This is a genomic window from Bacillota bacterium, assembly GCA_012839765.1.
GTDB lineage: Bacteria > Bacillota > Limnochordia > DUMW01 > DUMW01 > DUMW01.
This window is the reverse complement of the sequence record DUMW01000088.1, coordinates 49,145-61,998: the sequence shown is the minus strand read 5'-3', so window position 1 is coordinate 61,998 and position 12,854 is coordinate 49,145. Positions and strand designations below refer to the sequence as shown.

Sequence of the window (12,854 nt, the reverse complement as noted above, 5' to 3'; positions counted from 1 at the left end):
AATATACATTGATTTGATCTACTGGAAAAATGCACGCATCTTTCCCCGGGGTTTTTTACCCTTCTCTAGGGCCCCCAACTGCTTCATCATCTGCTTCGTCTGTTTGAACTGTTTGAGCAGACGATTCACATCCTGCACCGTGGTCCCACTGCCTGCGGCGATGCGCTTGCGCCGGCTTCCGTCGATGATCTCAGGGTTGTTCCGCTCGGCGGGCGTCATCGACTGGATAATGGCCTCGATGGATTTCATCTGCTTTTCATCCACCTCAAAGCCCTGCAGGCGCTTGGCCTGGGAAAACCCAGGGATCATCCCCAGCAGCTGGTCCAAGGGACCCATCTTCTTAATCTGCTGCAGCTGCTCGAGGAAATCCTCCAGGGTGAACTGGGCGGTGAGGATCCGTTCCCCGAGCCGGCGGGCCTCCTCCTCGCTGATGGCCGCCTCCGCCTTCTCGATGAGGCTCAAGACATCCCCCATCCCCAGGATCCGGGACGCTACCCGGTCCGGGTGGAAGACCTCCAGGGCATCGGCCTTCTCCCCCATCCCCACAAACTTAATGGGCTTACCGGTCACCTCTTTAATGGAGAGGGCCGCCCCGCCCCGGGCATCACCATCGAGCTTGGTGAGAATAATGCCGGTAATATCCAGCTGCTCGTTGAAGGTTGCGGCCACATTAACAGCGTCCTGCCCGGTCATGGCATCGGCCACAAAGAGGATCTCCGCAGGGTTCAGGGCCTCCTTGATCCGGACCAGTTCCTCCATCATCTGCGCGTCCACATGCAACCGGCCGGCGGTATCACAAAGGACCACATCGTACCCGTGGGACTGGGCATGGCTGAGTCCCGCCTTGGCAATGTCCACGGGATCATGGTCCGTACCCATACTGAAGACACCCACGTTCAGCTGTTCACCTAGCACCTGCAGCTGCTTCACCGCAGCCGGTCGATAGACGTCTGCGGCCACCAGCAGGGGCTTCTTCCCCTTCTTCTTCAGGTGCAGGGCCAGTTTCGCTGAGGAGGTGGTCTTACCGGAACCCTGCAGTCCCACCAGCATCAACACCGCTGGATTCCCGGACAACTGCAGGCCCTTCTCCTCTCCACCCAGCAGGATCCGGAGCTCGTCATGGACAATTTTCACCACCTGCTGTGCGGGAGTCAGGCTTTTCATCACTTCCTCGCCCACCGCCCGCTCCTTCACCCGACTGGTAAAGGACCGCACCACTTTGTAGTTGACGTCAGCCTCCAACAGAGCCAACCGCACTTCCCGTAGGGCGGTCTCCACATCTTGCTCGCTGAGCCGACCCCGGGAGCGTAGCTTGCCTAAAGTGGCTTGGAGTTTTTCTGCCAGTCCTTCAAACACTTAACCGCCCCTTTCCTGGTCCGCATCCACGGAACGAATATCTTCCTGCAGCTGCTCTAAGGTCCGCTCCACGGTCTCATAAAGATCCCTGGGGACTTCCGCCTCCCGATCGTGAAGTAGGTCCGTCAACTGCTGTAGGCTCACCAACATCCGTTCCTTGACCCGCTGGTTATGTCGGTACCGCTGTACTAACTTCAACTTCCCTTCCAATTCTAAGATCTGTCCTTTGGCCCGCTTGAGAATATCGTAGACGCCTTGCCGGCTGATGTGAAACATCTCCGCGATCTCCCCGAAGGACAGGTCTTCGTGGTAATACAGCCGAAAGATCTCTCTTTGCTTGTCCGTGAGCAGTTCATCGTAAAAATCAAATAGCAGGGTCTGCTCTAGTGTTTTCTCCACGAATTCACACCCCGAGACGAATATGAATTCCGCTGTTAAGTGATGGCCCTTTACAGCAGTAGTATACCCGCAGACCCGGGGGATGTCAACGGGACATGGTGGGAAATTGGACCCGCTGGGCTGGGAGCAATTCAAGAGCCTTTTTGGGACCCCTTGGCTAGTGCAACCTCCAAGGCCGATTCATATAGATATATTGCAGTGGCAAGAAAGGAGGAATTGCCCGATGGATTACAAGACAAAGACCTTTTGCCCCGGTAGGGACAAGGACTTCTGGCCCGTAAGACGCAAGAAGTTTAAACGTGCGCCCTATGCTATCGAGCGCTTCAAGCTGTTGCGGGTCATTGGCGATAAGATCGCGCAGATTGTGGAAAGCGCTACTGTAGGTTTGGCATCACCCGCGATCAAGGTTTTCCGAGTGGATGTGGAGCTGGAGGATCTGGAACACTCCATCTTCTGCAACAAGGTCGTGACCCAGGGAGACATCCATCTGCAGATCTTCTATGTGGATGAGACCGATACGGTCCGCCATGAAGCTGCCGACCTCCCCTTCGAAACGGTATTGGAGCTTCCTGGCCTTTCCCCCGATGACATGGAGATCGATATCCAACACCGACTCCTCAGCTCCGAGGTGATCACCGAACTGCTCTCCCCCACTTCCCTATCGGTGCGGGTCGTGGTGGATCTTTTCGTGAAGGTCAGCGAATTCGTCCAGCGGGATTTGTTAGTGGCCAATTCCAATATCATCAGCACCCGGATTATCACGTAACACCCGATTGTCACGCAAGAAAGGTGGGGCAAGTCCCCACCTTTTTTATTCCTCCTCAGTGGCAAACAGGGCCTCCACGAAGGCCTGGGGCCGAAACTCCTGTAAGTCTCCAACCGCCTCCCCCACACCGATCAGTTTAACCGGAATCCCCAACTCATCGGCAATGGAGACCACAATACCACCCCGGGCAGTGCCGTCCAGTTTGGTAAGCACAATCCCCGATAAATGCACCGACTGGGCGAAGAGCTTGGCCTGGGACAGGGCATTTTGGCCGGTAGTCCCGTCCACCACCAATAATACTTCATGGGGTTTCGTCCCCAGTTCCCGTTCCAGGACCCGCTCGATCTTGGCCAGCTCCTGCATCAAGTTCTTCTGGGTGTGCAAGCGCCCGGCGGTATCCACGATCAGATAATCCACCCCCCGGGACTTGGCCGCCTGGATCCCATCGTAGACCACCGCAGCGGGATCAGCCCCCGCCTGGTGTTTGATGATGGGCACCCCCACCCGGTTCGACCACTCCTCCAGCTGATCGATGGCCGCCGCCCGGAAGGTGTCCGCAGCGCACAAAAGCACACTATTTCCTCCCTCCTTAAGCTGGGCCGCTAACTTCCCAATACTGGTGGTCTTGCCGGAACCGTTCACCCCCACCACTAAATAGACGGTGGTGCCTTGTTCGTTTTTGGCCAAGGGCGCGGTCTGACTGCCCAAAAGTTCCACCAAGGACTCCTGGAGCAATCCCTTCAGGGCCTTAGGTTCAGTGATCTTCTGCTCCTTGACCTTCTCCCGCAATTCCTCCATCAGCTTCAGGGTGGTGTTCACCCCTACGTCGGCCATGATCAGGGCCTCTTCCAGTTCTTCGTAAAGCTCCTCATCGATCTTCTGGTAGGCCCCGAGGATCTGTTCCACCTTCCCTACCAAACCCGCCCTGGTCTTGCTGAGGCCAGAGCGCAGCCGGCTGAAGAAGCCTTCCTTTTTCTCTACGGGTTTCTTAGGGACTTCCTTTTCCTCCACCACTTCCTGGGTGGGCTCCTCCACCTTGGTTCTGCCAAATAGTCGTTTCAGCATTGGTCCTTCTCCTTTTGTACATAAATCATGATACGGCTTCCGTCATCCGCAGGGAGATCACCTTGGAGATCCCCGATTCCTGCATGGTGACTCCGTAGACAATGTCCGCGGCCTCCATGGTGGCGGGACGGTGGGTGATCACTAGAAACTGGATCTTGTCTGCCATCTCCCGCACTAGCCGGATGAAGCGCTCCAGATTCGCTTCGTCCAAAGCGGCATCGATCTCATCGAGGATGCAGAAGGGAGTGGGACGTACCCGCAGGACACTCATCAAGAAGGCAATCCCTGTCAAGGCCCGCTCACCCCCGGATAACAAATTGATATTCTGCACCCGTTTACCCGGCGGGCTGACGTAAAGCTCCAAACCCTTAGTTCCGCCCTCTTCTAACTCCACCAGGCGCAGCTCCGCGGTCCCTCCGTTGAACAACTGCCGAAAGGTCTTGCTGAACTCCTTCTTCACCTGCTCAAAGGTCTTCTGGAAGCGGACCTCACACTCCCTTTGGATCCGCTGGATCAGTTTTTCAATGGCCCCCCGGGCGTCGAGCAAATCCCGGTACTGGGCACTGAGAAACTCATAGCGTTCCTGGGTCTCCTCATACCGTTGGATGCTGCTGGGATCCACAGTACCTAGCTCCCGCAGTTGGGCCCGCAGCCGGCTGACCTGGGTCCGGGCCTGGTCCAGGGCGCCCTCCAGGGGCGGATGCTTTGTCACCTCTTCCAGGGAGAGCCCGTACTTCTCCCCCAACTCCTCCTTAAGCTGCTCTAGCCGCAAAGAGACTTCCCGCAGGTTAAAGGTCAACTTGTTGGTCCACTGTTCAAGCTGGGCCGCCTCCTGCTCCGCGGCCTGGATCTGATCATCCAGCACCTTTGCCTCCTGGCCTAGTTTCTCCTGTTGTCCCGAAAGCTCTTCTAGGAGGTTTCCGGTGGCCGCCTCTTCTTCCTGTAGCTTTATTCTGCGGCCTTGGTGCTCTTCCTTGGCTCCCTGGGCCTTTTCCAGTTCCGCAGCCAGTTGCGCCAAGGCCCGGTGACGGTCCGCGATCTCCTGGCCTAAGGCTTCCAGCTCCTTGTTGTAGCGTTCCCGGTCCTGCCGGACCTTTTTCAACCCTTCGTCCACTTTGGCCAGTTCCACCGCCACGGCGGTGAACTCCCGCTCCAGTCCCTCCAGCACCCGTCGCAATTCTTGTTGGGCCGTCTTGGCGGCTTCTAGTCTCTCCAAGAGCCCTGCGTGGGCCTCGGTCACTTGGGCCAGCTCCCGCCGATAGGCGGCAAAGGAAGAAGCCAGCAAAGACTCCTGTTCCTCCCAACTTTCCCGTTCGGACCTTTGTTTAGCCAGCTGCTCCTCCACCCGATCTACGTGTTCCTGGGCGGACCGGACCTCATGCTGGGCCGCCTGAACGGCCAAAAGCAACTCTTCCCGGCGGGCCCGTAGGGCCTCATTCTGGTCCCGCTGCTGGCGCAGTATCTCTTCCTGTTCCTTCCGCTGGATCTCCAGCTGGTTAATGGTATTGGTGAGTTCCGCCAGTTCCCGCTGGGTCTCCACCAGCCGCCGGCGGCGGGCTAAAAGGCCAGAACGTTCCTTCCGGGGGGTCCCCCCGGTGATGGAACCGCTAGGGCTGATAAAATCACCATCGAGGGTCACAATGCGCGGCCGCCGTTTTAGGCGTTCCAGGACCGGCTGGGCATCCTCCAGCCTTTCTACGATCAACACCCGGCCCAACAGATGTTGGGCCACCACCTGGTACTGGGGATCGATCTCCACCAGATCCGCGGCGATCCCCACCAGGCCAGGAAAACTCTCCACCCGGAGGGGCCCTTCCGGTTGTAATACATCTAGGGGCAGGAAGGTGGCCCGTCCGCCCCGACGCTTTTTCAGGTAATCGATGGCCCCGAGGGCCGCCTCCATATGTTCCACCACAATGTCCTGAATATTGTTCCCCAAGGCCACTTCCAAAGCCAACTCGTATTCCGCGGGCACCGTCAAAAGCTCCCCCACGGTACCGATAATTCCCGGGAGCCTTGCCTTCAGGACACTACGTACCCCTTGGAAATAGCTGGATTCCTGTAGATCAAGCAAAGTCCGCTGCTGAGCCCGGACCCTCTGCAGATCCTCCCGGCTTTTCGCAAGCCCGGCCTGCAGGGAGACCAGGGTGGCCTCGCCCCCCTGGATCAGCTGGGTTTGGTGGGCAACGGAGTTTTCGGTGTCCGCAAGTTTTGCCTCTTTGTCCACCAGGTTTTGTCGCCACTGGGCCAAGCGCGCCTGGGCCCTTTCCAGTTCCCGGGCCAGTTCCCCTTCCTGGGCCTGGAGCTTGTCCAAGTGGGCCTGTTTTTCCGCCTGGCTCGCCTGGGCCGTCTGGAGCTTCTCTTGCAACACCGCCACCTGGTTAGCATACTGGGTTAACTGGTGTTGTCCTTCTTCCAGCTGCCTTTCCAGTGCCGCAAGGTCCCGCTGACGCCCCTGCCGCTGGACACTGATTTCCTCCTTCTTCGCCACAAGCTCCCTTTGGGTGACTTCCAGGGTCTGTTGCCGTTCTTCCACCGCCTGCAAACAGGCGGTGAGCTCTTCGCGACGAACCTGGGCCCGGGTGACCCCTTCTCTTTGGGCCGCCTGTTCTTCGCCATAGCGTTCCTGACGTTCCTCTACCATGAGGAGCGCGGCGGCATTTTTCTCCAAAGCAGTGCGCAGCTCATATAGACGGGTCCGGTGGCTTTCGTAGGTAGAAGCCAGTTCCTCTGCCCTTTCTTTGATCTGCTCCCGGGACTGCTTCAGTTGCGAAAGCTTTCCCAGGACTTGGTCCAATTGGGCCTTGGCCGCGGCCAGTTGCTCTTTGAGCTTCCCTTCCTCGCCCCGGTACTGTTCGATCCGAGTCCGGGCAATCTGCAGTTCCAGCTTGGTGAGTTCCTCCTGGAGTCGGGCATACTCCCGGGCCCGCTCGGCCTCGGTGCGCAGCGGCTCCAATTGGCGGCTCAATTCCCCTAGTAGGTCCTGCACCCGCACCAGGGTGGAGGCAGTCTGTTCCAGGCGCCTGAGGGCTTCGGCCTTCTTGCGCTGGTAGAGGCTAATACCCGCCACTTCCTCCAGCACGAGACGGCGTTCGGTGCTGCTGGCGGCCAAGAAGGCGTCCACCTGGCCCTGGCCGATGATCCCGTAGCCGTCCCGGCCCAGGCCCGTACCCAAAAACAGCTCCTGGATATCCCGCAAGCGACAACTTTGCCGATTGATGGCAAACTCGCTATCTCCGTTGCGGTACACCGTCCGAGAGACGGAGACTTCGGCAAACTCCACCGGCAGAAGGCCACTGCTGTTATCTAAAGTAAGTTCCACTTTCGCTTTACCTAAGGGACGGGCCTCTTTGGTCCCCGCAAAGATCACATCATCCAGCTGATCCCCCCGGAGGTTCTTCATGCTCTGTTCCCCCAGGACCCAACGGATGGCGTCCACCACGTTGCTCTTACCGCTACCGTTCGGGCCCACAATGGCAATAAGACCGGGTTCGAAGACCATGCGCACCCGTTTTCCGAAGGATTTAAAGCCGACCAATTCCAGGTATTTAAGATACATCCCTGTCCTGCCCGCCCCCTAGTTACAAATCATCTTCATTTTACCATATGTGCTCTGGTCTGGCACCGGGGCAGGGGCTTTTTCAGCGGGCCCAAAGCTCTAGATCCGCCCTTCGGCGAACCTGGGTGGGAATGTGGGGACTTAAAAGCGAGCCGTAGTTGTGGACCAAGCGCCGTAGTTTGGACCAGGAGCGGGTCCGGGCGTTGTCTACCGTTTTCAACTCCAGGTTTAAGGCTGCGCTGATCTCACTGTAGGTGTAGCCATCCAAAACCAGCATCGTCACCCGGTATTCCAATGCCGACAGATGATTGCTAAGCAGGCGCCGCAGGTTCTCCGCCACCGATTTTTCGATGACCATCTCCTCGGGATCTGGTCCCTCCAGGGGCACAAGATCACCCAGGGTCCTATTCTGATCGTCGTTGGTGTACTCGGACAACGACACAGCACCGTTCAACAACCGATGCTTATTGTTATTGCTACTTTTCAGCACACTGTAGATCTTGCGGAGCACGCAAAGATAGGCAAAGGAGCTGAATTTCACCGAGAAGGCCTGTGGGCGATAGCGCTTGGCCGCGCCCAGAAGACCGATGAAACCTTCTTGGCACAGATCGTCGAAGTCGTGGAAGGGGGTGTGATACCGGGTCACGATGTGACGGACTAAGCCGGTGTAACGGCAGACCAATTCCTCGGCGGCCTGTTTGTCCCCCCGTTGCACCTTTTCCACCAAAGCCAGATCCCGCGCTTGATGCTCATCTGCCCGCATCCCGTCGCCTCCTTTTACACCTTTGTACATATATATGCTTGTCTTGCCACTGTATGCCTGGTGTTTGCGAGAGACTGTTACCCATTTTATGTATTCTTCCAACGGGCGGCTGGTCTACGTTTTCCCGTTGTTGTCGGTTCAAAGAAGGGCAGTTTTGCGCAAGTTTACCCTTTTTGGGTAAAGGTGTAGATGGCCTGGTAACCTAACATTACTTATCTAGGGACAAAATCCCTTGGCCCATCAGGGTTTGATCGGTATCCAACGGAGCTGAAGCACATTGACCGACCGTGACATGCTGCACAAAATGGCCCGGATCATCATGCACAATCCCACAGCCACCGCCCAGGAGATCACCGAACGGATGGGCTATGCCCAGTCGAAGTCTGTCTATTACTGGCTACGGAAGGCGGGCTTCAAAGGTATTGTAGATTTCCGTCAGGCGGTGCTCACCGGCAATTTCCCACCCCCCGAGGATCCCTTGCAGCGGATCCCAGTGGCTAGAGACCAGGGGGAATATGTCCGGCGGAGTATTCCCATCGTGGGTCATTTTTCCCGATTCGTAGGCCCGTCCACCACCGGAGAGCGGCCCCGCTCCTTCGTGCCCAGCCCCATCGCCATCAGTACCGAAGGGTATGCCCTAGTGGTGGATTCTAGCCGGTATCAGCCCGGGATCCAGGAACATGATCTGTTGATCGTCGACCCCAAGCAGGACTGGGTGGATGGGGACTTGATCCTGGTCAGCTGCATCGACCGGGGAAACCTCCTAGGCCATGTTTATGCAAGGGAGGAATCCCTCCTCCTGATCCCTCCCCAACATCCTGGTTCAGCCCTGCACATCGCCCTGGCGGAGCTGACCGTGTTCGGCCGCGTCGTTGGCCTCATTCGTCAATACTAGTTACATAAAATGCTTCGACCACTGACCAATGGTCTGCCAAGCCTGCAGGGCCGCCGCCTGTTCCGCGGCTTTCCGACTTTTGCCGATACCCTCCCCCACCATCTGGCCCTTCACATAGGCCGCCACGCGGTACTGTCGGGCATGATCCGGTCCCCACATGGACTTCAGTTGATACTCGGGAGAAGTATGGTAATGAACCTGGGTATATTCCTGCAGGGCACTTTTGGAGTCTAGTAACTCCTGTTTGCTCAGTTCGGCGGGAAAATCCGCCTGGAAAATACCCATCACCACCCGTCGGCAGGCCTCATACCCACCATCAAGGTAGATAGCGGCGATCACCGCCTCGAAGGCATCGGCCAGGATGGAGGCCCGGCGCCGGCCGCCGTTTTTCTCCTCTCCCCGGCCCAATAACAGGTATTTCCCCAGGGACAACTCCACCGCATGGCGGGCCAGATTCTTAGCACAGACGAGGCTAGCCCGGGCCTTGGCCAGGACCCCTTCGTTGCTGTCGGGGAACCGTTGGTATAAATACTCGCTGATCACCAGATCCAACACCGTATCCCCCAAAAACTCCAATCGTTCATTGTCCTGGACTTGGCCAGTCTCATAGCGGTAGGAGCTGTGGGTCAAGGCCTGGAGCAACAGCCGCCGGTCCTTGAACTTGTACTGCAAACTCTCTTCTAGTTTGCCCAGGTCAGCGCGGTGTCGTGCCAAGGACCGTCACCCTTTGTACCGTTTGAAGACCAGGACCGCATTGTGACCGCCGAAGCCGAAGGAGTTGCTCAAGGCCACCTCCACCTGGGCGGGGCGGGCTTCGTTGGGTACATAATCCAGGTCACAATCGGGATCCTTGGTGGTGTAATTGATGGTGGGCGGCACCACTTGCTCCGCTAAGACCTTCTGGCAGACGATAGCCTCGATGCCCCCCGCGGCCCCCAACAGGTGGCCCGTCATGGACTTGGTAGAGCTGACCATCAGGTCATAGGCCCGGTCACCGAAAACGTTTTTGATGGCTAAGGTCTCGATGGCATCATTGAGCTCCGTGGAGGTGCCATGGGCGTTGATATACTGCACATCCTCGATGGAGATCCCCGCGTCGGCCAGGGCCAACCGCATGGCTCGGGCCGCCCCGGCTCCCGAGGGCTCCGGCGCCGTAATATGGTAGGCATCGGAAGTGAGTCCATAGCCGGCAATCTCGCCGTAAATGCGGGCCCCCCGTCTTTGGGCGTGCTCCAATTCTTCCAGAATAAGAATCCCCGCCCCTTCCCCCAGGACGAAACCATCCCGGTCCTTGTCGAAGGGCCGGCTGGCTCCTTCGGGATCATCATTGCGGGTGGACATGGTCCGGGCAGCGCAAAAACCAGCCATGGCCAACCGGGTCAAAGCCGCCTCGGAACCGCCGGTGATCATGATATCCGCATCGCCCCGTTCGATGATCTTGAAAGCATCACCAATGGAGTGGCTGCTCGAGGCACAGGCGGTGACGGTGGTGAGGTTGGGCCCTTTACAGTTGAACATGATGGACACCTGGCCCGAGGCCATGTTGGGGATCATCATGGGCACGAAAAAGGGACTCACCCGGGAGGGACCCTTCTCCAAAAGGACCATATACTGCTCTTCGAGGGTTTGGATGCCCCCGATGCCGGAACCGATGAGCACCCCCGCCCGCTCGGAGATCTCGTCGGTGATCTCCAGACCCGCATCCTCCAAGGCCAGCTGCGTGGCCGCCACCGCAAACTGGGTGTACCGATCCATCCGGCGGGCGTCCTTCCGGGACATGAACTGTTCCGGGTCAAAAGCAGTAACCTCCGCCCCAATCTTCGTAGGTAGGTCGCTGATATCAATGGAATCTATGCGCTTGATGCCGGATTTTCCGGCCAGAATTGCTTGCCAAAAGGCTTCGACGCCAATCCCTAGGGATGTGACCGCCCCTAAGCCGGTTACTACTACTCTGCGTCGCAAAGGCTTCACCCCCAAGTGGTGAATCAAGTCTCTACAAGTTCCACCTGAATGAGAAAATCCTAATAAGTCTGACTAAGAGGGTTGAATGATATAAAATAAAGAATAAGGCCGGGCTGTGGTCCGCTGTGACCAGCGGACCACTTAGGATTAAGCGTACTCACTCAGGTAGTCGACCACGTCCTGCACGATTTTGATCTTCTCCGCATCCTCATCGGAGATCTCGATGTTGAACGCATCCTCAAAGGCCATGATTAACTCCACAATGTCGAGGGAATCGGCATGTAAATCCTCGGTAAAGGAAGCTTCCGGGGTTACTGCATCCTCCTCAATGCCCAACTGCTCGACAATGATTTCCTTCACTTGTTCAAACAGGTCCAATAGGTTCACCTCCCCTTAATAACACTCTTAGTTCATCAGCAGCCCACCGTCGACGTTCAAAACTTGACCGGTGATATAGGCACTCAGGTCGGAGGCAAGAAACAAGACTGCATTGGCCACGTCGACTGGTTGTCCGGTCCGTTGCATGGGAATCTGGTCCGTGAGACGCTTCTTTTGCTCCTCGGTGAGCTGGTCCGTCATCGCGGATTCAATAAACCCCGGGGCGATGGCATTAACGGTAATCCCACGGCTTGCCACTTCCCGGGCCAAACTCTTAGTAAAGCCAATCACGCCCGCCTTGGCAGCCGCGTAATTGGCTTGTCCTGCATTCCCCATCCGTCCGACCACCGAGGTTATGTTAATGATCCTTCCGTAACGCCTTTTGACCATCCCCCGCAACACCGCTTTGCTGCAATTAAAGACTCCTGTGAGGTTCACATCGATGACCTGTTGCCACTGGGCGGCGGTCATCCGTAACAATAGACTGTCCTGGGTGATGCCAGCATTATTCACCAGGATATCCACCGCTTTCCATTCCCCTTCCACCTTGGCGACCAGTTGCTCCACACTGTCCCAATCGGTGACGTCAACCGGGAAGCCTAGGATCTGCTGGTGGTAGGTGGCGGCAAACTCCTGGACGGTTTCGGCAAGCTGCTTTGCGTTCCGGCCACAGATGGCCACCTGGCAACCTGCCTGCAACAAAGCCTCGGTAATGGCTTTGCCAATGCCGCGGGTGCCTCCGGTAACTAGTGCCACCCTGCCAGTCAGTATCATATTACTACATCCCCTTTCTGCGAATCAAGCAGTTTGTCTGCGTCGGCGGGGGTCTCCACCGAGTAGACCTCGGCCCTTCGATCAATGCGGCGGACCAGCCCGGCCAACACTTGGCCCGGGCCCACCTCCACAAAGACCCGCACCCCCTGATCCAGCATATAGCGGATGGACTGCTCCCACTGCACCGGAGAGTGGATCTGGGTCACCAGTTCCCTGGCCAACTCCTCCGGCTCCTGCAGGGGCCCGGCGGTCACATTGCCCACCACCGGGATATCCGCCCTTTGCAGGGTGGTTTTGGCGACATAGGCGGCAAACTCCTGGGCAGCAGGTTCCATCAAGGGGGAATGGAAAGGCCCGCTCACCGCTAAGGGAATCACCCGTTTGGCTCCCTGCTCTACCATCCGCCGGGAGGCCTCCTGCACCGCCTCCGCCTGGCCGGAGATGACCACCTGCCCAGGACAGTTGTAGTTGGCAGGCCACACTGGCCCTATGCTGCTACAGATCTCCTCGATCTTGGAGGCTTCCAAACCCAAGACTGCAGCCATGCTTCCCGCGGCCGCCGCCTCCATAAGCCGGGCCCGCTTAGCCACAAGACCCAGGCACTGGGGAAAATCCAGGGCACCTGCAGCCACTAACGCCGCATATTCCCCCAGGCTATGCCCCGCCACCAGGTTGGGTCTTATACCCTGTTCCTCCAGGAACCGCAGACAGGCCACCTCCACCGTGAGAAGGGCCGGCTGGGTGTAGCGGGTCTGGTTCAACTCTTCTTGGGGGCCCGCAAAACAAAGGTCCTGTACCGGGAAATCCAAAACCTCGGCGGCCTGGGAAAAGATCTCCTGGGCCCTGGGGCTTGCCTGCACCAGTTCCCGCCCCATGCCCACCCTTTGACTCCCTTGGCCAGGGAACAGGAATGCTATGCTCATCGTCCTTCTCCCAC

12 protein-coding genes are annotated in these 12,854 nt (G+C 57.8%); 2 read left to right on the top strand and 10 right to left on the bottom strand.

The window, feature by feature from the left end; all coding sequences use genetic code 11:
• Positions 1 to 18: 18 nt before the first annotated feature.
• Together ffh and GXX57_08960 are read right to left on the bottom strand one after the other, a co-directional pair.
• Entirely contained in the window at positions 19 to 1,356 is a 1,338-nt protein-coding gene (gene ffh, locus GXX57_08965) for a signal recognition particle protein (GenBank protein ID HHV44775.1), read from the bottom strand.
• A complete protein-coding gene (locus tag GXX57_08960) occupies positions 1,357 to 1,755 on the bottom strand; it encodes a YlxM family DNA-binding protein (GenBank protein ID HHV44774.1) in 399 nt (132 codons plus the stop codon).
• Between the two features lie 223 nt (positions 1,756 to 1,978).
• Between GXX57_08960 and GXX57_08955 the strand changes: the two genes are divergently transcribed.
• Positions 1,979 to 2,521 (top strand): DUF3794 domain-containing protein, encoded by a 543-nt coding sequence (locus GXX57_08955; protein HHV44773.1) that lies wholly within the window; start codon positions 1,979 to 1,981, stop codon positions 2,519 to 2,521.
• Between the two features lie 45 nt (positions 2,522 to 2,566).
• On the opposite strand, the gene ftsY is transcribed toward GXX57_08955, so the two are convergent.
• From ftsY to GXX57_08940, 3 genes are all read right to left on the bottom strand, one after another.
• Positions 2,567 to 3,586, bottom strand: coding sequence for a signal recognition particle-docking protein FtsY (gene ftsY / locus GXX57_08950; protein HHV44772.1), 1,020 nt, complete (start codon positions 3,584 to 3,586; stop codon positions 2,567 to 2,569).
• 25 nt (positions 3,587 to 3,611) lie between these two features.
• A complete protein-coding gene (gene smc / locus GXX57_08945) occupies positions 3,612 to 7,145 on the bottom strand; it encodes a chromosome segregation protein SMC (protein HHV44771.1) in 3,534 nt (1,177 codons plus the stop codon).
• Between the two features lie 82 nt (positions 7,146 to 7,227).
• Positions 7,228 to 7,908, bottom strand: coding sequence for a sigma-70 family RNA polymerase sigma factor (locus GXX57_08940; GenBank protein HHV44770.1), 681 nt, complete (start codon positions 7,906 to 7,908; stop codon positions 7,228 to 7,230).
• A 277-nt stretch (positions 7,909 to 8,185) separates the two neighbouring features.
• On the opposite strand from GXX57_08940, the gene GXX57_08935 reads away from it, so the two are divergent.
• Complete coding sequence (locus GXX57_08935; GenBank protein HHV44769.1) at positions 8,186 to 8,803, top strand: hypothetical protein; 618 nt, start codon at positions 8,186 to 8,188, stop codon at positions 8,801 to 8,803.
• On the opposite strand, the gene rnc is transcribed toward GXX57_08935, so the two are convergent.
• The 5 genes from rnc to fabD all read right to left on the bottom strand — a co-directional run bounded on the left by rnc (position 8,804) and on the right by fabD (position 12,840).
• Positions 8,804 to 9,496, bottom strand: coding sequence for a ribonuclease III (gene rnc, locus GXX57_08930; protein HHV44768.1), 693 nt, complete (start codon positions 9,494 to 9,496; stop codon positions 8,804 to 8,806).
• 27 nt (positions 9,497 to 9,523) lie between these two features.
• Positions 9,524 to 10,765: a beta-ketoacyl-ACP synthase II gene (gene fabF / locus GXX57_08925; protein HHV44767.1), complete on the bottom strand. Its 1,242-nt coding sequence runs from the start codon at positions 10,763 to 10,765 to the stop codon at positions 9,524 to 9,526.
• A 147-nt stretch (positions 10,766 to 10,912) separates the two neighbouring features.
• Entirely contained in the window at positions 10,913 to 11,143 is a 231-nt protein-coding gene (gene acpP / locus GXX57_08920; GenBank protein HHV44766.1) for an acyl carrier protein, read from the bottom strand.
• Between the two features lie 27 nt (positions 11,144 to 11,170).
• On the bottom strand, positions 11,171 to 11,917 hold the full coding sequence (fabG, locus tag GXX57_08915) for a 3-oxoacyl-[acyl-carrier-protein] reductase (GenBank protein ID HHV44765.1): 747 nt from the start codon (positions 11,915 to 11,917) through the stop codon (positions 11,171 to 11,173).
• On the bottom strand, positions 11,914 to 12,840 hold the full coding sequence (gene fabD, locus GXX57_08910) for an ACP S-malonyltransferase (protein HHV44764.1): 927 nt from the start codon (positions 12,838 to 12,840) through the stop codon (positions 11,914 to 11,916). The genes fabG and fabD overlap by 4 nt, the downstream gene beginning before the upstream one ends.
• Positions 12,841 to 12,854: the final 14 nt, after the last annotated feature.

Coding starts and splice junctions, on each gene's coding strand:
- ftsY (HHV44772.1), bottom strand. CDS start 3,586: ATGCTGAAACGACTATTTGGCAGAACCAAGGTGGAGGAGCCCACCCAG.
- GXX57_08940 (HHV44770.1), bottom strand. CDS start 7,908: ATGCGGGCAGATGAGCATCAAGCGCGGGATCTGGCTTTGGTGGAAAAG.
- fabD (HHV44764.1), bottom strand. CDS start 12,840: ATGAGCATAGCATTCCTGTTCCCTGGCCAAGGGAGTCAAAGGGTGGGC.
- GXX57_08955 (HHV44773.1), top strand. CDS start 1,979: ATGGATTACAAGACAAAGACCTTTTGCCCCGGTAGGGACAAGGACTTC.
- fabG (HHV44765.1), bottom strand. CDS start 11,917: ATGATACTGACTGGCAGGGTGGCACTAGTTACCGGAGGCACCCGCGGC.
- smc (HHV44771.1), bottom strand. CDS start 7,145: ATGTATCTTAAATACCTGGAATTGGTCGGCTTTAAATCCTTCGGAAAA.